The following is a 20,823-nucleotide window of genomic DNA, read 5'->3' as shown; positions in this document are numbered from 1 at the left end:
TGTCTATAATGGATTATGATATATGTTTGGCAAATATTAACAGACATCTCTTGTTGTGCACAATTAGGAACTGCCTAATAGGGACTTTCGGTTAGCATCGTCTAACCGAGGGTTTCGACGTTTTGAAGGAGGGTTTAAAAAATGATTGAAATCGAAAAGCCGAAAATCGAAACGGTTGAGATCAGTGACGATTCCAAATATGGTAAATTCGTTATTGAACCACTTGAGCGTGGATATGGTACAACGCTAGGTAACTCCTTACGTCGTATCCTTTTATCCTCACTTCCTGGTGCCGCTGTAACAGCTATCCAAATTGATGGCGTGTTACATGAGTTCTCTACAGTTGAAGGTGTTGTAGAAGACGTTACAACAATTATTCTTAATGTTAAAAAACTAGCTCTGAAAATTTATTCAGACGAAGAAAAAACATTAGAAATTGATGTACGCGGTGAGGGGCCAATTACTGCAGCCGATATTACGCATGATAGCGATGTTGAAGTTCTAAATCCAGATCTTCATATTGCAACTCTTGCTAAAGATGCTCATTTACGTATGCGTCTAACTGCTAGACGTGGACGTGGATACATCCCTGCAGATGGTAACAAGAGAGAGGATCAAGCAATAGGTGTTATTCCTATCGACTCGATTTACACTCCAGTGTCTCGTGTCACATACCAAGTTGAAAATACACGTGTGGGACAGGTTTCAAATTTCGATAAGTTAACACTTGATGTTTGGACTGACGGAAGTATTGGACCAAAAGATGCAATTGCACTAGGTTCAAAAATTCTAACTGAACACTTAAACATTTTTGTAGGTTTAACTGACGAAGCTAAAAATGCAGAAATCATGGTCGAAAAAGAAGAAGATCAAAAAGATAAAGTCCTTGAAATGACGATTGAAGAACTTGATCTTTCTGTTCGTTCATATAACTGCTTAAAGCGAGCTGGTATTAATACCGTACAAGAGCTTGCGAATAAGACAGAAGAAGACATGATGAAAGTACGTAACTTAGGTCGTAAGTCTTTAGAAGAAGTAAAACATAAGTTAGAAGAGTTAGGTCTTGGCCTACGTAAAGAAGACTGATTGTAGCTTCGATAAAGGGAGAGGCGTTCTCTTCATGTCTATATGACCCAATTTTGATACTACTTACAAAGGAGGGAACTAGAAATGGGATACAGAAAATTAGGACGTACAAGTTCACAACGTAAAGCTATGTTACGTGACTTAGCTACTGATTTAATTATCAACGAACGTATTCAAACTACTGAAACTCGTGCGAAGGAGTTACGTTCAGTTGTTGAAAAAATGATTACATTAGGTAAACGTGGAGACTTACACGCTCGTCGTCTAGCTGCTGCTTACATCCGTAATGAAGTTGCTAACGCTGAAAACGGTCAAGACGCTTTACAAAAATTATTTGCTGACATCGCTCCTCGTTACACTGAGCGCCAAGGTGGATACACTCGTATCGCAAAAATTGGTCCTCGTCGTGGAGACGCAGCACCAATGGTTGTTATCGAATTAGTTTAATATTCGTATACAAAAGGGCTCGACGTTTCTTGTAAACATGTCGTTGCCCTTTTTTTCTGTTTACTTTTAGACTATTATATATCTATAAACAATGAGAAATTATAGGTGAACAAATGAGAAAAGATAGTATTAAAGTAGATAACATATCTTTTAAATATCCACAGGCACAAACAAATGCAGTTCATTCTGTATCATTTAATATAAAAGAAAATGAATGGGTTGCTATTGTAGGTCGAAATGGTTCTGGAAAATCAACATTGGCTAAACTTTTAAATGGGCTAATATTACCTGAAGATGGTCAAATCGTGATTGATGAGGAAGTTAGCTTATCAGAACAGACAATTTGGGACGTCCGAAAGAAAATAGCGATGGTATTTCAAAATCCAGATAATCAGTTTGTAGGTACGACAGTAATAGATGATATTGCATTCGGATTAGAAAATCACGGGATTGAGAAAGAAGAAATGGATCGTCGAATTGAGGATGTTTTAAACATTGTTAATATGAGCGAATTTGTACTTCATGAGCCACACTCTCTTTCGGGTGGTCAAAAACAAAGAGTAGCAATAGCAGGTGCTTTGGCAATTCAACCAAGTATATTAATATTAGATGAGGCTACATCGATGTTAGATCCATTTGGTAGAAAAGAAGTAATCGAGACCATTCGTGATTTACATAAAGAAATTAATATGACTGTTATTTCAATTACTCATGATATAGAAGAAGCAATACATGCAGACCGTATTTTAATTATGCATGATGGTCATTTAGTTCAAAGCGTTACTCCAGAAGAACTATTAAAAACAGAATTTTCTTTAGAGTCGCTTGGATTAGTATCTCCTTTTACAAATAACCTTTCTAGTTTATTAATTGAAAAAGGTTTACCTTTGAGACAAGACCATCTAGAGCAAGAAAGCTTGGTGAGCGAATTATGCAAATTACTTTTGAAAAAGTAGGCTATACTTATCAGCCGAAAACACCTTTCGAGCATCGTGCTCTTTATGATATTGATGTTACGATACCTGATGGGTCATATTATGCTGTAATTGGTCATACAGGCTCAGGTAAATCTACTTTTCTTCAACATTTAAATGGCCTCTTACAACCAACAGAGGGCATTGCCAAAATAGATGATATTACCCTTTTTTCAGATAAGAAAAACAAGAATTTGAAGTCATTAAGAAAAAAAGTAGGATTAGTTTTTCAGTTTCCTGAGCAGCAATTATTTGAAGAAACGATAGAGAAAGATATTTGCTTTGGTCCAATGAATTTTGGTGTATCTGAAGATGAAGCTAAAAAAAGAGCGAAAGATTTAATTGAAAAAGTAGGCTTAAGTGAAGAATATTTAATGAAGTCACCTTTTGAATTAAGTGGTGGTCAAATGAGAAGGGTTGCTATTGCAGGTGTTTTAGCAATGGAACCAGAAGTTTTAGTTTTGGATGAACCTACTGCTGGTCTTGATCCTAGTGGTCAAAAGGCTTTAATGGATATGTTTTACCAGATGCATAAAGAAAAGGGTCTGACGATCATTTTGGTGACTCATAGTATGGAAGATGCAGCGCGATATGCTGATACGATCCATGTGCTCCAAAAAGGGACCACGTATTTAAAGGGAAGTCCTTTAGAAGTGTTCTCCTATGAAAAGGAACTAGAGGAAATAGGATTACAAATTCCACTTTCGTTAAAATTTCACCAAGAGCTAAATAAAAAATTAGGCATTAATGAAAAAGCTACAAGTTTAACAATCGAACAACTCGCTAATTACATTGCGAATCTTTATAATGGGGAAACAAAATGAATAGTCTAATTATCGGAAAATATATTCCAATCGATTCACTTATTCATCGTCTAGATGCTAGAGCAAAACTTCTAACAATGTTCATTTTTATTTGTATCGTTTTCTTTGCAAATAATTTTATAACATACGGTATTTTATTTTTATTTTCAATCGGATCAGTATTGCTATCAAGAGTACCTCTTAATTATTATTTAAAAGGATTAAGAGCAATCTGGTTGTTAGCTGTGTTTACATTTTTATTACATGTTTTTACAAATAAAGAGGGACCACTTATTTATCATTTTGGATGGGTTGAGATTCATAAAGAAGGAATTATTCAAGGTATTTATATATCTTTGAGATTTTTTCTATTAGTTTCAATTACTACTTTACTGACATTAACAACAAATCCAATCGAAATTACAGATGGGCTTGAGTCATTATTTAATCCATTTAAAAGGTTTGGCCTACCTGTGCATGAAATGGCTTTAATGATGTCAATTTCACTACGATTTATTCCAACGCTTATGGAAGAGACCGAAAAGATTATGAAGGCACAATCGTCTCGAGGAGTGGATTTCTCTTCAGGACCTATAAAAGACAGGTTAAAGGCATTAGTTTCTTTACTTGTCCCATTATTTATTCATTCATTTAAACGAGCTGAGGACTTAGCAGTTGCGATGGAATCCAGAGGTTATCAAGGCGGAGATGGAAGAACAAAGTTTCGTGTTATGAAGTGGCATTTACGGGATACAGCATGCTTAGTTGTATTACTTTTATTATTTTTATTATTATTGTTTTTACGTAAGTAATGGAGATACGTTATGAATCGAATTAAATGTATAATTTCATATGATGGCACATTATTTAATGGCTACCAAGTACAACCTAATCAGAGAACAGTTCAAACGAGTATTGAGACAGTTCTAACAAAGATGCACAAAGGTAATCCAATAAGAATCCATGCATCTGGAAGGACAGATACGGGAGTGCACGCAGTAGGACAAGTAATTCATTTTGATAGTGAATATGTACTGCAACCAGAACAATGGAAAAAAGCATTAAATGCACAATTGCCTAAAGATATATATGTTAGATGTGTAGAAATCGTCGATGATAATTTTCATTCGAGATTTGACGTTATTCGAAAAGAATACCGTTATTTTATTTGGAATGAAAAAGACGAAAATGTTTTCTCTAGAAACCATCATTATTTTTTTCCTCATGAGCTAAATATTATAAAAATGCAAGAAGCATTAGATTGCTTACTAGGTACTCATGATTTTAGTTCCTTTTGTGCATCAAATACCGATGTAAAGGACAAAGTACGAACGATATATAAAGGAACTATTAATAAAACTGATCAGGGGATTGTCATTGCTCTTGAAGGAAATGGTTTTCTTTATAATATGGTGAGAATAATTGTTGGAACATTAATTGAAGTGGGGCAAGGAAAGCGTGATGTAAAAAGTGTTAAAAACGCATTATTAGCACGTGACCGAGCCAAAGCTGGCAAGACTTCACCGCCTAATGGACTATTTTTATGGAAAGTTGATTATAACAACTAATCCTGGTGTAACATTTGCTTGACATTAGAAGGTATAAAGTTTAATATTAAATACGGTATTGTTTTAAGAACCACGATTAGCCCCGGAACCAGTCGTGTTAAAGATAAACAATAAAAACAATTTTACTTTATGTATATTGTATTAGGAGGAAAATTAGAATGCGCACAACTTATATGGCAAAAGCTAGCGAAGTTGAACGTAAGTGGTTTGTTGTAGACGCTGAAGGAAAAACTTTAGGTCGTCTTGCAACTGAAGTAGCTACTTTACTTCGCGGTAAGCACAAACCAACTTTCACACCACACGTTGATACAGGTGATAACGTAATCATCATCAATGCTGAGAAAGTTGAATTAACAGGAAACAAATTAAACGATAAAATTTACTACCGTCATACAATGTATGCTGGTGGTTTAAAAGAGCGTACAGCTTTAGAAATGCGTACTAACTACCCAGTTAAAATGCTTGAGTTAGCTGTTAAAGGTATGCTTCCAAAAGGACGTCTTGGACGTGCTCAAATTAAAAAATTACACGTGTATGCTGGTAACGAGCATCCACACCAAGCACAAAAACCAGAAGTTTACGAACTTCGCGGATAATTATAAAAGGAGGGCATTCACATGGCACAAGTACAATACTATGGCACAGGACGTCGTAAAAGCTCAGTAGCTCGTGTACGTTTAGTTCCTGGCGAAGGACGCGTTATCATTAACGGTCGTGATTTTGAAGATTACATCCCATTCGCTGCATTAAGAGAAGTTGTTAAACAACCACTTGTTGCAACTGAAACTTTAGGTAGCTATGATATTTTAGTAAACGTTAACGGTGGTGGATACACTGGTCAAGCTGGTGCAATTCGTCACGGTATCTCTAGAGCTTTATTACAAGTTGATCCTGAATACCGCGGAACATTAAAACGCGCTGGATTATTAACTCGTGATGCACGTATGAAAGAACGTAAAAAATACGGTCTTAAAGGTGCACGTAGAGCTCCTCAGTTCTCAAAACGTTAATTTTTATTTATACGTTCAAAACTCCTCTCCACTTTGTGGACAGGAGTTTTTTTCTATTTGAATTCCACAAATTTTAATCCCTCCCTCTCAGCTTACTTCCTTTTCTTTATAATTGTTGTCTGTCCGTTTTTATTTTTGAATACCGCGTTTTTACATGCACTTCTTTTCAGTAGGTCTTCCCATTGTATAAAATTGTCAATTATTTAGCGTTTTTGAAACTTTTTATAATTATTTTAAATGTGTTTGTAGGTTTTTGTATTGTTTTGTAGGTTTGCATATAGAATTAGTTAAGTATTTCATTACAATGTATGAAAGCGTTAACAAGGGGGATTTATATGAAGAAATTTGGTTTAGCTACACAGATCTTCGTTGCTCTTATATTAGGTATTGTTGTAGGAGCTTTAGTATACGGAAATGAAAAGGCAATATCTTATATTCAACCGATTGGTGATATCTTTATTCATTTAATTAAAATGATCGTTATGCCAATTGTAATTTCAGCTCTTATAGTTGCCGTAGCAGGTGTAGGGGATATAAAGAAGTTAGGAAAACTTGGAGGAAAAACACTTCTTTATTTTGAAGTCATTACGACGATTGCACTAGCAATTGGATTGCTTGCAGCAAATTTATTCCATCCGGGAAAAGGAGTAGATATGAGTCATCTGCAAAAAGGTGATATTTCAGCATATGAACAAACAGCAACTGCAACACAAAAAAGTGGCTTTGCAGAGACACTGGTTCATATTTTCCCAAAAAATGTGTTTGAATCAATGGCACAAGGTGATCTACTACCGATTATTTTCTTCTCTGTACTGTTTGGCTTAGGTGTAGCAGCGATTGGAGAAAAAGGAAAGCCTGTTCTTGGATTTTTTGAAGGTGTATTAGAAGCGATGTTTTGGGTTACAAATCAAGTTATGAAAACTGCTCCGTTTGGGGTATTTGCATTAATTGCGGTAACAGTTGCAAAGTTCGGAGTAAGTACTCTATTACCACTTGGTAAACTTGTTGTAGCTGTTTATATCACAGTGGCATTTTTTGCTATTGTTATTTTAGGTATTAATGCTAAAATGACAGGGACGAATATTTTTACACTAATGAAGATTTTAAAGGAAGAGTTGATTCTTTCTTTTACAACAGCAAGTTCAGAAGCAGTATTACCTAACATTATGAAAAAAATGGAGCAAATGGGTTGTCCAAAAGCAATTGTATCGTTTGTTATACCGACAGGGTACTCGTTTAACTTAACTGGTTCAGCGATTTACCAAGCTCTTGCTGCATTATTTGTTGCTCAGATGTACAATATTCACATGTCGTTTATGGAGCAGGTAACATTGTTATTTGTACTAATGCTTACATCAAAAGGTATGGCCGGTGTCCCTGGTGCATCGTTCGTAGTAGTACTAGCTACACTAGGTTCAATGGGATTACCTTTAGAAGGTATCGCATTAATTGCAGGTATTGATCGTATTTTAGATATGGTTCGTTCTGCAGTAAATGTATTAGGAAACTCATTAGCAGCCATTACGATGGCGAAATGGGAAGGCGAATACGATAAAGATAAAGCGCGACAATATATTGATTCTGTTAAAGAATCAAAAGTTGCGTAAAGATGGGAGAAAAAACAAATGGCGGCTACTGAAATTAAACCAAACATACGCATTGAAAAAGATTTTTTAGGGGAAAAAGAAATTCCTGCAGATGCCTACTATGGTGTCCAAACATTACGCGCAGTTGAAAATTTCCCTATTACTGGTTATAAAATTCACGAAGAACTAATTAAAGCTTTAGCAATTGTAAAGAAGGCAGCAGCACTTGCTAACGTAGAAACAAAACGCCTTTATGAGGGAAATGGAAATGCGATTGCAGAGGCAGCTCAAGAAATTATTGAAGGTAAATGGCATGATCAGTTCATTGTAGATCCTATCCAAGGTGGAGCAGGTACATCAATGAATATGAATGCAAATGAAGTAATTGCAAATCGTGCGCTTGAAATACTAGGTAAAGAAAAAGGTGACTATTTCTGCATTAGTCCAAATACCCATGTAAATATGTCGCAGTCTACAAATGATGCATTCCCAACTGCAATTCATATTGCGACTTTAAATATGTTAGAAAAATTATTAAAAACAATGAATTATATGCGTGATGTATTTGATTTAAAGGCAAAAGAATTTGACCATGTAATTAAAATGGGCCGTACTCACTTACAGGATGCAGTACCAATTCGTTTAGGACAAGAATTCGAAGCATACTCTCGTGTTCTTGGTCGTGATATAAAACGTATTGAACAATCTCGTCAGCACTTATATGAAGTAAATATGGGGGCTACAGCGGTTGGAACAGGTTTAAATGCAGATCCTCGCTATATTGAATTAGTTGTAAAACAATTAGCTGAAATAAGCGGCCTATCACTTGTTGGAGCTGAGCATCTTGTTGATGCTACTCAAAACACTGATGCTTACACAGAAGTATCAGCTGCTCTAAAAGTATGTATGATGAATATGTCTAAAATTGCGAATGATTTACGTTTAATGGCTTCAGGCCCACGTGCAGGTCTTGGTGAAATTTCATTGCCAGCACGTCAACCTGGATCATCAATTATGCCAGGTAAAGTAAATCCCGTAATGGCAGAACTTATTAACCAAGTTGCATTCCAAGTAATCGGAAATGACCATACAATCTGTTTAGCGTCTGAAGCAGGGCAATTAGAATTAAACGTTATGGAACCTGTTTTAGTATTTAATTTACTTCAATCAATTAGCATTATGAATAACGCATTCCGTGTATTTACAGATAATTGTTTAAAAGGAATTGAAGCTAATGAAGACAGAATGAAGGAATATGTAGAAAAGAGCGTTGGTCTAATAACAGCTGTTAATCCACATATCGGTTATGAAGTTGCTGCAAGAATAGCGAGAGAAGCAATTCTAACAGGAAAGCCAGTACGTGAACTTTGCTTAAAATATGACGTATTATCAGAAGAAGAGCTTGATCTAATTTTAGATCCGTTTGAAATGACTCACCCTGGTATTGCTGGTGCAGTTCTTTTAGAACGTCAATAAATCATTTAGTCAGACTGCTGATAAATGCTTACTTTTTATGCTGCTTTGTTTGTTTGCAGTGCTTATACTGCCATGTATATAAATTTAGCGCTGCTACTAGTATTGCACGTAGGAAGTAGGTTACTTTTTGGCAGTCTGACAATTAATGATTACAAAGTGAAGGGCGAATAGCCCTTTTTTGCTTAACTAAAAAAGATAAACATAAATAATATGGAAAAGGGATGGGATTTATATGCATAAATTCAAGGTAGGTTCGAATGGAGAAGTGGAGACTACCTTGCGAGGTGCCGAATTATTAGGTGTTCCAATGCTTAATAAAGGAGTTGCATTTACTCAAGAGGAACGAAATGAATTAGGTTTAACAGGATTATTACCGCCAGCTGTACTAACGCTAGAAGAGCAAGCAAAACGAGCTTACGAGCAATTCTCGTCACAACCTACTGATTTGCATAAAAATGTTGCATTATCAGCTTTGCATGATCGTAATGAAATATTATTTTACCGAGTATTAACTGATCACTTACCTGAAATGCTTCCGGTTGTTTATACGCCAACAGTTGGTTTAGCAATTCAACGTTATAGTAATGAATATAGAAGACCTCGTGGTTTGTATCTTTCTATTAACGAAGAAGATGGTATTGCGCAAGCATTTGATAATTATGGGGCAAATGCAGATGAAATTGATTTAATCGTTATTACTGACGGTGAAGGAATATTAGGAATTGGTGACTGGGGAGTTGGCGGAATTAATATCGCAATTGGTAAATTAGCAGTTTATACAGCTGCTGCGGGTATTGATCCAGCACGAGTATTGCCAGTCATTTTAGATGTTGGTACTGATCGCGAAGAGCTATTAAATAATCCATTTTATGTTGGTAACCGTCATCCTCGCGTTCGCGACAGTCGATATGAAGCGTTCATTGATAAGTTTGTAAAAACTGCAGTAGAGAAATTCCCAAGTGCTTTACTTCACTGGGAGGATTTTAGCTCTAAAAATGCAAGAAATATATTAGATAAGTATCGTCACCAAGTTTGTACTTTCAACGATGATATTCAAGGCACGGGAGCTGTATCACTAGCAGCCGTACTAGCAGCAGTAAAGGCATCTGGTATTCCATTAAGCGAACATCGTGTAGTTGTATTTGGTTCAGGAGCAGCGGGTATCGGGATCGCTGATCAAGTTCGTGATGCAATGGTACGTGAAGGTCTTTCATTCGAATCAGCAAACCGTAGATTTTGGTGCATTGACCGAAATGGATTGATTGCAGAGGATATGGAAGGGTTATTCGACTTCCAACAACCGTATGCACGCCCAATCGAGGAAAATAATTCAGGTGCAAGCCTAGCTGACGTAGTAAGCGAAGTTCATCCTACGATCTTAATTGGTACTTCAACTGTTGCCGGTGCTTTCACTGAAGAGATTATTAAAGATATGGCGGCACATGTTGAAAGACCTGTCATTTTACCGATGTCAAATCCTACACCACTTGCTGAGGCAAAACCATCTGATTTAATCAAGTGGACTGAAGGAAGAGCTTTGGTAGCAACAGGAAGTCCTTTTGCTCCAGTAACTTATAACAAAACAGTTTATGTAATTGGTCAATCAAATAATGCGCTTATTTTCCCAGGTCTAGGACTTGGAACAAATGTTTCACGTGCTAGTATTATTACTGATGGAATGTTTGCAGCGGCTGCCGAAGCTGTAGCGGAAATGATCGATGTAAGTAAATTAGGTGCACCATTACTACCACAAATCGAGAATCTACGTACTATTTCAGAAGTAGTTGCGATTGAAGTAGCAAAAGCAGCAGTTGCTGACGGTGTAGCTCGTGTTGTACACGACGATATTGAGCAAGCTGTACGAAACGCAATGTGGGAACCTGCATATCGACCGATTAAAGCTACTAAAGAATTGGTCACTATATAAAAACCAAAAATACAGCTTGTATCATCAAGCTGTATTTTCTTATGAAATTTAGTAGTATGGAGGATCATTGTGTTAATAACAACAAGGCGATATACTAGTAGCAAAAATCAGGAAGTGGCGGATTTGGGATCAAAAGTAATGCAAGGTAAAGATTTTTGGATTGTTATTGCACTTATGGTTATTGTTCCGATAGCGGGTGAACTGAACTTTCATCCATTTGATAATATATTTCGAGTTAGTTTTGGAACCCCAATTTTTTTCTTTTCTTTATTATATTTTAGGAAGTATCATTCTGTTTTAATAGGACTCTTAATAGGCATATCTGTTTTCGTATTCCGAGTTGGGCTAGATTGGTTAGTATTGCAAGATTTTAATTTTGCCTCAGCTTATTCAGTCAGATTTCCAACTTTTTTATATTATGTTTCATATTCTGTTTTCTTTTATTTATTGAAGGTAAATCGGTTTCAGCACCCGATACTAATAGGGATTTTCGGTATTACGATTGAGATTACCTCTAGTTTAATCGAGTTAATACTTCAACTTTATGGTGTAGGAGCTTCACTTACTATAGAAGAGTTAAACAAAATCATCATTATTGCTGTGTTTAGAAGTTTTTTTGTATTAGCATTTATCAATATGATGAAACTTTACGAGCTAAAACTGAAGGAATCGCAAATACGTAAAGAAAATGAAAATATGCTTATGCATTTATCTAATTTGTATGTAGAGTCTGTTTATTTGAAAAAGACGTTACAAAATGCCGAAACAATCACAAAAGAATCCTACAATTTATATCGAGACATGAGTAAGTATAAACAAGATTTAGGAGTTCCGATTGAAGAATGGGGGAGCAAATCTTTAAGGATTGCAGGAGAGGTACATGAAATAAAAAAAGATAACCAAAGAATTTTCGCTGGTCTTTCTAAACTGATTACAAGTGAAAGTTTACCAGAATATATGAATGTAAATGATTTAGTAACAATGATTATCCGGATTAATCAAAAATATGCAGGTATGCTAGGAAAGAAAATTGAATTTGTTTCTCAAATAAAGGGACAGCATCCGCACTACCATATCTACCTAATGCTATCATTTATTAATAATTTAGTTGCGAACGCAGTGGAAGCCATAGAACAAAAAGGGACGGTTGTCTTATCAATTGAAAGAGTTGAAGATTGGATTGAATGTAAGGTGATTGATAATGGACCAGGAGTTCCGTCAAAAAATATGAAGCTTATTTTTAAACCTGGATTTACTTCTAAATATAGCGAAGATGGAAACCCATCAACGGGAATCGGTTTATCCTATATTAAAGAAATGGCAGAAGAACTGGGAGGAGAAGTTGTTCTCAATCAAAAAGAGAGTGAATGCATTTTTACGATTCGACTACCTATTGGAGCTCTCGCCTTAGAAAGGGTGAATTTATGAAATTTTATATCACGGATGATGATGAAGTCTTTCGATCGATGTTATCACAGATCATAGAAGATGAAGAGTTAGGTGAAGTTGTTGGTGAGGCGGAAGACGGATATTTTTTAGATGCAAATACGCTTGAAGTCAATCAAGTTGATATTTTATTTATCGATTTATTAATGCCTCTTCAGGACGGTATAGAAACAATTAGGAGAATGGGATCTTCATTCAAAGGTAAAATTATTATGATTTCCCAAGTGGAGTCTAAAGAATTAATTGGAGAAGCTTATTCTCTTGGAATTGAATATTACATTACTAAGCCTTTGAACAAAATTGAAGTAATATCAGTCGTTAGAAAGGTCTTGGAGCGTATTCGACTAGAACAATCGATTTTTGATATTCAAAAATCATTAAGTAATGTTTTCAATGTAAATGCAATCAATCAACCTAAATCGATGACTGATAAAAAGAAGATTACGGATTGGGGACAGGTTCTATTATCGGAACTTGGTATAGCTGGAGAAAATGGGAGCAAGGATTTACTTGATATGCTCAATTACCTATATGAATATGAAACGAATTATGGTCTAGAGGCAGGATTTCCTACACTTAAGGATATATACACTCATATCAGTTTGAAAAAGCTAGGGATTGTAAATTCTCAAGAAGACGTTGAGCGGGAAAGAAAATCATCAGAACAACGAGTTCGGAGAGCGATTTACCAATCTTTAAACCATATGGCATCAATAGGACTGACAGATTTTGCAAACCCTAAATTTGAAAATTATGCTTCAAAATTTTTTGATTTTGAAACAGTTCGTCAAAGAATGAGTGAATTGAAACAAGCATCCTTGACTTCATCATCACACACTCGCATTAATGCAAAGAAATTTATACAAGTTTTATACTTTGAATCAAAACAGCTTTTAGTTGAAAGATATTAAAAATAAATTTTGTTAGCCCTCATATGATTTTAGTGAGGGTCTTTTTGTGCACGATTACTTTCTAGAATAAACTAAATAGTAAACTGATATCTTAAAACGATAAAAATTAAAGAGTTTTAATAATTCATTCTAAAATGTAGCATAGAAGAGTTTTGAAAGAATAAAATAATATACCATAATAAATTATACCAATGGCCATCTAGTTAGGGGGGATTTATATTGGCTTAATCGATTGGATAATGGGGAAAATGAATTTTCAATCAAGTACTAGTTCTTTTGAGTTATTAAATGATGAAGGGGATGGCCAATTAACATTAGGCGATACATTATTTAAGAATGATGTGATCAGGGCATGTATTAGACCTAAAGCTAATGCGATTGGTAAACTAAAAGTAACACATGTTAGAGAAAACAATAGAGAATGCAAGATTAACCCTGACCCCTGGGTTTATAATGTACTGCAAGAACCAAATCCCTTTATGTCTAGACAATTACTTTTAGAGAAAATGGTAACGCAACTTGATTTAAACAGTAATGCGTTTGCATTTATTAAGCGAAATGATTTTGGTTATCCTACCGCTATTTTTCCTATTCCTTGTACAAAAGTTGAAGTGCTCGAAAATAATCAGGGATTAATATTTTTAAAATTCACATTCAAAACGAAAAATGTATTAATTTTACCTTATAGCGATATCATTCATTTAAGACAAGATTTTAATAGTAATGATCTATTTGGCACGCCCCCGTATGATCCTTTACTACCGTTATTAGAAGTGATTGATTCGGTAGATGACAGTATTGTTGAAAATGTAAGTAAAAACCGCTTTATATACTGGTTATTAAACTTTAAAGAGGTACTAAATCAAGAAGATATGATTACGAATACGAATGAGTTTGTAAACAATTATATGAAATTTACTGGAGATGGTGTAAAAGCAGGTTTTTCAGAGCCGATCTATACACTACAACAAGTACCCGTAAGTAATTATGCTCCAGAGGCACAAAGAACGAATGATGCAATCAGACGAATCTATAGTTTTTTTAATACGAACGAAAAAATTGTTCAAAGTACATTTAATGAGGTTGAATGGAATACTTACAATGAAGCCGTAATTAATCCTTTAGTCATCCAGCTAAATAATGAGTTTACACGCAAATTCTTTACCCCTGCAGAACGAAAAAATGGTAATCGTATTGTTTTTGAAGCATCTAATTTAGAATTTGCATCTATCACAACAAAATTAGCCTTTACAGTTATGGTAGAAAGAGCTTCTCTAACACCTAACGAATGGCGCTCTTTGATGGGGTTTGGGCCAATTGAAAGAGGAAACGTTCCACTTCTTAAAAATGATACTGCCCCAATCGATCAAAAAGAACGTGATAGGGAATTTGAATTACGTGTTGAAAGAGAAAAGAAACGCGAAGAAGAAATTGAAAAATGCAGACAAGAGTGTATAGAAGAGTGCAAAAAATTTAAAGAGTTTTGTATGGAAGAACAAAAGAAACTTTTAGAGAAACCAGAACCAGACGATAAAAATACTTAAATAGAAAAATGAGAAGCTTTTAACTAGTTATTAGTTAGGCTTTTTTTCAATTAGAAAGATAACATAGGTTATAGATCGACAGGATACTTGTCCGAACACTTTTTCTATTGGTTCATATAGTAAAGTAATAGCTAAAATTAAACCAATTTATGGAGTTGTTTATATGTTTGAAAAAGATGCGATTATTACCCTATTAGGTAGTTCTGGCGGAGTAGCAAAGGCAGTACTTTCTATATTTAATAAAGCGGCAAAGGATCAAAATGATCCGATTTATCTAATAATGAAAAATGCCAAGTTTCATTTAATTGATTTGAAACAAAAAGATATAACTTATTTTGAAAGGATTATCCCTAACCTAATAGAAAAAGTTACGTTTCATGAAATGAATGTTAATAATAGTGAATTAATGAAAAAACATCTTATAGAGAGTAATACAGTTATTGTAGTTGATGTTTCTAGAGCGGATTCTGTTGAAATGTTGCGCTGTTGTAATGAGTTTGGTGTGAAGTATGTCAACACAGCTTTAGAAAGTGAAATAGTAGATGAAGATGAAAGTATTAGTTCCGGGTTCCCGCTTAAAGAACGTTTACGTATCTTCGAGGAAAATAAACGAAAGTTTAAAAATACTACAGCCATTATTGGTTCGGGGATGAATCCTGGAATTGTACAATGGATGGCAATCGATTTAATGAACCAATTTCCTTTCGAAAAACCTCTTGCATGTTATATTGTTGAACATGATAATTCTTTTTATGAAAACCCTTCACTAGCTCAAAAAGAAACAATATACACCACTTGGTCCCCAGATTGCTTCCTAGAAGAGGCAGTCACAAGCTTTCCTATGTTTGTTAAACAAAATATTCCAATCTTCTTGTATGATGATGTTTATTCTGTCGAATTTAAAGTAACATTGGGCGAAAAAGTCTTTTATGGCTGTCTTATGCCACATGAAGAAGTATTTATTATTGGCAAATTGTTTAACATAGAAAGTGGTTTTGTGTATCGTGTTAATGAGCATACAACGAATCTAATTAGAAATAATTTAAAAAACACTGACGAAATATTGGGTTTTGATAAAAAGCTTCTAGATCCTTCAACAGCTCCATTAGTAGGAGAGGACGTAGTTGGAGTTTTACTCGTGTATGAAGATAAAGAGCGCTATATCTATAATGTAATGAACAATAAAGATTCATTTGCAAATTACGGTACAAATGCAACCTATCTTCAAGTCGCATGTGGAGTATATGCAGGAGTTGCTAGTTTATGTTTGGATACTGTAGTAAATGGTGCTTACTTTGTAGATGAATTAGTACTAAATACAAATAGCAAATATGGTCAGTATTTAAAATATCATATGCCGCAGTTTGTATACGGAGAAAATGAAAAAAGTGATGGTTTACTTTTACAAAGAATGAAATCATTCAATGATTAAAAATGAAGAGGGAGGGAATTTTGTGACCCCTCTTTTTTTATTAGCTTAAGTTTTTATTTTTTTATGGAAGAAATTAAGTATGTAGTTTTTGAATGAAGCACACCTTTTCGTCTTAGACTATGGCTACGGGGAGGTTTCATCATGAATCTAATAACAAATTTCCGAGAAAAAAGAAGAGAAAAGCAAATTAAATTTGAAAAGAGCTTATTAAAAGAACTAAAAATAATGCAATTAAAAACCCAGTTAAAGGATTCATTTTCCTACTGTATAGACGCAGACATTAACCAAAGAAAAGCAAGAGAAGATTATTGTTTAGAGTTAGCGGTGGAAACATACTTATTGGGTGCAAGATATAGCCGATTTGGTTTTTACGGTGAACCAATCGAAAATGTTAAAAGAAGGTCAGCTAAAGAATCTGAATGGTTAGCGTATTTATTTTATTCATCCGTATTTGGTCGCAAGGATGATATTCAAACAGAACCGTTTGATAAATGTAAGTCTTTTTTAAATAATTGGTGGTTAGATGGATATGTAAAAGGAGAAAGAAGACACAGACTTCGTTTATCAAAGTAAGTCATATTCTTCCTAGTTGTCCCATATATTTTTTATAGGACAATCAGGGGGAGAAAAAATGAAAAGATGGCATCTAATCGTTATCATTGTAACCTTTGTTTTTTTGATTTTGAGTATACCTTTTCTACAAAAAACTTCAAAGACCTGGAATTTTAGAGGACTACCTTTAGACGGAAAAGTGATTGTTTTGGATGCTGGGCATGGTGGACCAGATGGAGGTGCTTCTGGTGGAGATGTTATTGAAAAAGTTGTTGCTCTATCAATAACAAACAAACTGAGGGATTATTTACAAGGTCAAGGTGCAACGGTTGTTATGACAAGAGATGGAGATTACGATCTAGCAGAGGATGGAATGAAAGGGTATAGTAGGAGAAAAAGCGTGGATTTAAGGAAAAGGGTAGAAATTATTAATGGATCGAACGCAGACCTATACATATCAATTCATTTAAACTCCTTACCAAGAACATCTTCAAAAGGTGCACAAACATTCTTTTATGGTTCATTAATTGAAAATGAACGATTTGCAAAATACGTCCAAGCTGAGTTAAGAGAAAGTCTAAATAATACTCATCGATTAGCGAAAATTATTAATCATGTTTACTTGATGAAATATGCTAAAGTACCAGGTGCGCTTGTAGAAGTGGGCTTTTTATCAAATTATGAAGAAAGTCAGCAGTTAAGAGATGATGAATATCAAGATAAACTTGCTGCAGCTATATATAGAGGGGTTATTAGGTATTATACAGATAAAAATGAACCGCCGAATTAATCGGTGGTTTTCATTTTTACTAACTAATTCATCTTACTTAGGACTTACTATGTTACATGTGTTATACTATTTAGTATATTAAGATAACGAGGTGTAAATATGCTTACCAATGAACAAGTATTATCACTTTTAGGCACGATTAATGAACCATTTTTAAATAAATCATTAGAAGAATTAGATGCTGTTAAAGAAATTTCGATAAAAGAAGAGAAGAAACATGTAAGCGTTAAAATTGCGTTATTGAAAACTGGCACAGCAGAACAAATGCAAATTCAAACACAAATTGTTCAGTTATTAAAGCAGAATGGCGCTGATACAGTTGGAATTCGATTTACTGAATTTACAGATGAAGAAAAAGGTCAGTTTATTGGAGACAACCAAGATAACTCAACACTTTCATTATTAGATAATAAAAAAGTACAATTTTTAGCAATCGCAAGTGGAAAAGGTGGAGTAGGTAAATCTACTGTTTCTGTGAACTTAGCAGTTGCTTTAGCAAGATTAGGTAAAAAAGTAGGTATAATCGATGCTGATATTTATGGCTTTAGTGTACCGGATATGATGGGAATTACGACAAGACCTGTAATCAGAGGAGAGCGTATCATTCCTGTTGATCGTTTTGGAGTGAAGGTCATTTCAATGGGATTCTTTGTAGAAGATAATTCACCAATTATTTGGAGAGGTCCAATGCTTGGTAAAATGCTACAACAGTTTTTCACAGAAGTTGAATGGGGAGATTTAGATTATTTATTACTAGATTTACCACCTGGTACTGGGGATGTAGCATTAGATGTTCATAGTATGTTACCATCTTGTAAGGAAATAATTGTTACGACACCACATCCTACAGCTTCAATTGTTGCAGCTAGAGCGGGAGTAATGGCATTAAAAACAGATCATGAAATAATTGGTGTTGTAGAAAATATGAGTTATTTTGAAAGTAAAAAAACTGGCGAAAAAGAGTATGTTTTTGGTAAAGGTGGAGGAGAAAGGCTTGCAAAAGAGCTTCAAACTACTCTTTTAGGACAATTACCTTTACAACAGCCTGATTGGGATGAAGAGGACTTTGCTCCTTCAATATATGATAAAGACCACCCAACTGGTAAAATCTATACGTCGATTGCTAAGCAAGTAGTCGAGAAAATCGTATTAAATAAATAATAAACTATACCCTTTTAATTTGTATGCTTGTTTTTTGTTAGCGATGGTGATCGTATGGCCATTGCTAATATTTAGACATGAAATAAATTATAAGGGTATTTATATTGATTAAATAGTTAATAAAGTTTTATATGAATCGTTAATTTTAGAAGAAAAGCAGAAGCTTTGTGAAAACGGGGGATTAAGAAACGAATGACGAGTCGGAAATTGGTTCGATTATTTTTTACAACTTTACTAGTTGGTGGAATTGCAACAATCATAACGGGTATTCTTTATGGGTATAAGGAGTATTTAAGTTACATTCAAGATGGTAGATTTATTAAAATACTAGTTGAAGTATCATTTTTATTTATATTGGGATTAGTATTCAGTGCAGTAAGTCAGATGGGATTCTTTGCATATTTGACAATACATAGATTCGGATTAGGCTTATTTAAATCATTATGGAATTCTGTTCAAATAATATTAATTATATTAGCGTTATTTGATTTAGCATATTTTCGATTTAAAGAGTATGCGAATGGAGAAGCTTTTACTGTCTATTTAATTTTTCCAATAGTGCTTTTTGTAGGTAGCTTGATTGTTTCTTATATAAAAATGAAAGAAACGAACAAAGGGGCGTTTATCCCAGCATTATTTTTTATGATTGTCGTTACAATCGTTGAATGGGTTCCTGCATTAAGACAGAATGATCTTTCGTGGTTAATTCTAATGTTAGTACCATTATTTATTTGTAATACGTATCAGTTATTAACTCTACACAAAATACTAAAAAGCTAAGAGGAATTTCTCTTAGCTTTTTTATTTAACAATTTTAATATTTGTTTTAGTATTAGATATCATTTGAGAAACAGTTATGTTTTTATATCCTTCGTCTTTTAAATAGGACCAAATTAATGGCAAAGCTTTTGGTGTTTGAAGTGCTGAATCACTTGCATGAAGCAATATGATGTCTCCCGGGTCGGTATTGTCTTCTACGCTTTTCACAATTTTATTTGTTCCAGGATTTCTCCAGTCCTCAGTATTAATGCTCCAATGAATGACAGAAAGGTTGTTCCGTGCAGCAAGCTTGATAACTTCTTTATTATATTCTCCATTTGGGGGTCTAAATAACTTCACGTCTTTTACGCCTAGACGATTAAATACTTCTGCCGAATGATTTAAATCTCTTTGCATTTCAACTGGAGTTAATTGGGTGTAGCTTTTATAACGATATCCAAGTGTCCCAATTTCGTGACCTTGCTTAACGAGCGTTTCAACAATTTCTGGATGTCTCTCTGCCCATGATGCCGATAAGAAAAAAGTTGCATTCGTAATGTTTTGATTTCGTAATACGTCTAATACTTTAAGTACATTTTCATCGCCCCAACTTATATCAAAAGTAAGAGCTACATTTTTTTGTGTGGCATCACCTTTGTAAATAGCCATTGGCCCTTTGTTTGTAGAAAAAGTTGAAAATGTTTTAGGTGCTTGTATATAAACTAAGCAAGCTGTGAAAAATGCAATAATAGTAATTAAAGAAAATTGCTTTAGTTTTCTTTTTGAAGTGATGTAAAAGTAAAAAAGCATAAAATCGCCTTCTTTCTTGTCCAAGTTCTTATATAAAGGATATGAGATTAAGTAAGCTTGTATGCTATAAAAAGAAAGATTAAATGTTTTAAGTATTAGCACAATAAAATTGGGACTTTTTAAAATTGCAGTATTCGAAAGTACAATGGAGTGGGGTTTATGTTTGGAATACTTCTAAAAAAGGAGCATGTATTAGAGATCGAATCGCTCATAATTCGCTCACTATATGAATTAGAGAAAGAGTTATCAGCAAATAATTTAAATGAAAGAGTAAAAAATGAAATGGTCCAAAAGAAGAAAATCTTATATGACGTGTATAATAGATTACCGCTATAGGTAAATTCTCTTTAATGAATGTATGGAGAGTAATAAGCATTATTACTGTTTACTTTCGCAATCATGTGAGCTTTTTTAATTAATTCATAAAAAAGATTAAAAAAAAGTAATTTTTGTGTTGACGTTATATTTGGATACGTGGTATATTATTTCTTGTCTTCAACGACAACATAAACTGATTCAACAAATTAAAAAAATTTTTTAA

At 34.3% G+C, this 20,823-nt stretch carries 21 protein-coding genes; 20 read left to right on the top strand and 1 reads right to left on the bottom strand.

Features of this window, described 5'->3' with window-relative positions; genetic code table 11:
* The first annotated feature begins 141 nt into the window (after nt 1-141).
* The 19 genes from ACSBO6_RS20500 (at nt 142) to ACSBO6_RS20410 (ending at nt 19,493) form a co-directional block, all read left to right on the top strand.
* Nucleotides 142-1,086: a DNA-directed RNA polymerase subunit alpha gene (locus ACSBO6_RS20500; RefSeq protein WP_056467484.1), complete on the top strand. Its 945-nt coding sequence runs from the start codon at nt 142-144 to the stop codon at nt 1,084-1,086.
* 84 nt (nt 1,087-1,170) lie between these two features.
* Nucleotides 1,171-1,533 (top strand): 50S ribosomal protein L17, encoded by a 363-nt coding sequence (rplQ, locus tag ACSBO6_RS20495; protein ID WP_056467487.1) that lies wholly within the window; start codon nt 1,171-1,173, stop codon nt 1,531-1,533.
* Between the two features lie 113 nt (nt 1,534-1,646).
* On the top strand, nt 1,647-2,489 hold the full coding sequence (locus ACSBO6_RS20490; RefSeq protein WP_098848442.1) for an energy-coupling factor ABC transporter ATP-binding protein: 843 nt from the start codon (nt 1,647-1,649) through the stop codon (nt 2,487-2,489).
* Nucleotides 2,465-3,331 (top strand): energy-coupling factor ABC transporter ATP-binding protein, encoded by an 867-nt coding sequence (locus ACSBO6_RS20485; protein WP_098848441.1) that lies wholly within the window; start codon nt 2,465-2,467, stop codon nt 3,329-3,331. Before ACSBO6_RS20490 ends, ACSBO6_RS20485 begins: the two co-directional genes overlap by 25 nt.
* On the top strand, nt 3,328-4,122 hold the full coding sequence (gene cbiQ, locus ACSBO6_RS20480) for a cobalt ECF transporter T component CbiQ (RefSeq protein WP_098848440.1): 795 nt from the start codon (nt 3,328-3,330) through the stop codon (nt 4,120-4,122). Before ACSBO6_RS20485 ends, cbiQ begins: the two co-directional genes overlap by 4 nt.
* 12 nt (nt 4,123-4,134) lie before the next feature.
* Nucleotides 4,135-4,878, top strand: a complete 744-nt coding sequence (gene truA, locus ACSBO6_RS20475) for a tRNA pseudouridine(38-40) synthase TruA (protein ID WP_098848439.1) — start codon at nt 4,135-4,137, stop codon at nt 4,876-4,878.
* A 158-nt stretch (nt 4,879-5,036) separates the two neighbouring features.
* Complete coding sequence (gene rplM, locus ACSBO6_RS20470) at nt 5,037-5,474, top strand: 50S ribosomal protein L13 (protein WP_088014592.1); 438 nt, start codon at nt 5,037-5,039, stop codon at nt 5,472-5,474.
* 21 nt (nt 5,475-5,495) lie between these two features.
* Entirely contained in the window at nt 5,496-5,888 is a 393-nt protein-coding gene (gene rpsI / locus ACSBO6_RS20465) for a 30S ribosomal protein S9 (RefSeq protein ID WP_056467505.1), read from the top strand.
* Between the two features lie 335 nt (nt 5,889-6,223).
* On the top strand, nt 6,224-7,495 hold the full coding sequence (locus tag ACSBO6_RS20460) for a cation:dicarboxylate symporter family transporter (RefSeq protein ID WP_098848438.1): 1,272 nt from the start codon (nt 6,224-6,226) through the stop codon (nt 7,493-7,495).
* Nucleotides 7,496-7,513: 18 nt separating this feature from the next.
* Nucleotides 7,514-8,950 (top strand): aspartate ammonia-lyase, encoded by a 1,437-nt coding sequence (aspA, locus tag ACSBO6_RS20455; RefSeq protein ID WP_098848437.1) that lies wholly within the window; start codon nt 7,514-7,516, stop codon nt 8,948-8,950.
* 232 nt (nt 8,951-9,182) lie between these two features.
* The gene (locus ACSBO6_RS20450; RefSeq protein ID WP_098848436.1) at nt 9,183-10,877 is read left to right on the top strand and encodes an NAD-dependent malic enzyme; all 1,695 of its coding nucleotides are present in this window, start codon (nt 9,183-9,185) and stop codon (nt 10,875-10,877) included.
* A gap of 138 nt (nt 10,878-11,015) precedes the next feature.
* A complete protein-coding gene (locus ACSBO6_RS20445) occupies nt 11,016-12,305 on the top strand; it encodes an ATP-binding protein (RefSeq protein ID WP_498844690.1) in 1,290 nt (429 codons plus the stop codon).
* Complete coding sequence (locus ACSBO6_RS20440; RefSeq protein WP_098848435.1) at nt 12,302-13,234, top strand: response regulator; 933 nt, start codon at nt 12,302-12,304, stop codon at nt 13,232-13,234. Before ACSBO6_RS20445 ends, ACSBO6_RS20440 begins: the two co-directional genes overlap by 4 nt.
* 248 nt (nt 13,235-13,482) lie before the next feature.
* Nucleotides 13,483-14,778 (top strand): phage portal protein, encoded by a 1,296-nt coding sequence (locus ACSBO6_RS20435; RefSeq protein WP_498843945.1) that lies wholly within the window; start codon nt 13,483-13,485, stop codon nt 14,776-14,778.
* A 163-nt stretch (nt 14,779-14,941) separates the two neighbouring features.
* Nucleotides 14,942-16,210: an S-adenosylmethionine decarboxylase related protein gene (locus ACSBO6_RS20430; RefSeq protein WP_498843944.1), complete on the top strand. Its 1,269-nt coding sequence runs from the start codon at nt 14,942-14,944 to the stop codon at nt 16,208-16,210.
* A 141-nt stretch (nt 16,211-16,351) separates the two neighbouring features.
* A complete protein-coding gene (locus ACSBO6_RS20425; RefSeq protein ID WP_098848432.1) occupies nt 16,352-16,783 on the top strand; it encodes a DUF2521 family protein in 432 nt (143 codons plus the stop codon).
* Between the two features lie 58 nt (nt 16,784-16,841).
* Nucleotides 16,842-17,552, top strand: coding sequence for an N-acetylmuramoyl-L-alanine amidase CwlD (cwlD, locus tag ACSBO6_RS20420; protein ID WP_498843943.1), 711 nt, complete (start codon nt 16,842-16,844; stop codon nt 17,550-17,552).
* Between the two features lie 99 nt (nt 17,553-17,651).
* Complete coding sequence (gene salA, locus ACSBO6_RS20415) at nt 17,652-18,713, top strand: iron-sulfur carrier protein/transcriptional regulator SalA (RefSeq protein ID WP_098848430.1); 1,062 nt, start codon at nt 17,652-17,654, stop codon at nt 18,711-18,713.
* A gap of 192 nt (nt 18,714-18,905) precedes the next feature.
* Nucleotides 18,906-19,493: a KinB-signaling pathway activation protein gene (locus ACSBO6_RS20410; protein WP_498843942.1), complete on the top strand. Its 588-nt coding sequence runs from the start codon at nt 18,906-18,908 to the stop codon at nt 19,491-19,493.
* Between the two features lie 21 nt (nt 19,494-19,514).
* Here the strand turns inward: ACSBO6_RS20410 and pdaB are convergent, their stop codons facing one another.
* Nucleotides 19,515-20,282 carry a polysaccharide deacetylase family sporulation protein PdaB gene (gene pdaB / locus ACSBO6_RS20405; RefSeq protein WP_098848428.1) on the bottom strand — a complete coding sequence of 256 codons (768 nt, stop codon included), beginning with the start codon at nt 20,280-20,282 and terminating at the stop codon, nt 19,515-19,517.
* A 159-nt stretch (nt 20,283-20,441) separates the two neighbouring features.
* Here pdaB and ACSBO6_RS20400 point away from each other — a divergent pair, with 159 nt between their 5' ends.
* Complete coding sequence (locus ACSBO6_RS20400; protein WP_180233024.1) at nt 20,442-20,618, top strand: hypothetical protein; 177 nt, start codon at nt 20,442-20,444, stop codon at nt 20,616-20,618.
* Nucleotides 20,619-20,823 lie beyond the last annotated feature (205 nt).

This window comes from Bacillus sp. AL-1R (assembly GCF_052180195.1).
Taxonomy (GTDB): Bacteria; Bacillota; Bacilli; order Bacillales; family Bacillaceae_G; genus Gottfriedia.
The sequence above is the reverse complement of the archived record's forward strand: the minus strand, read 5'-3'. Positions and strand labels throughout refer to the sequence as shown.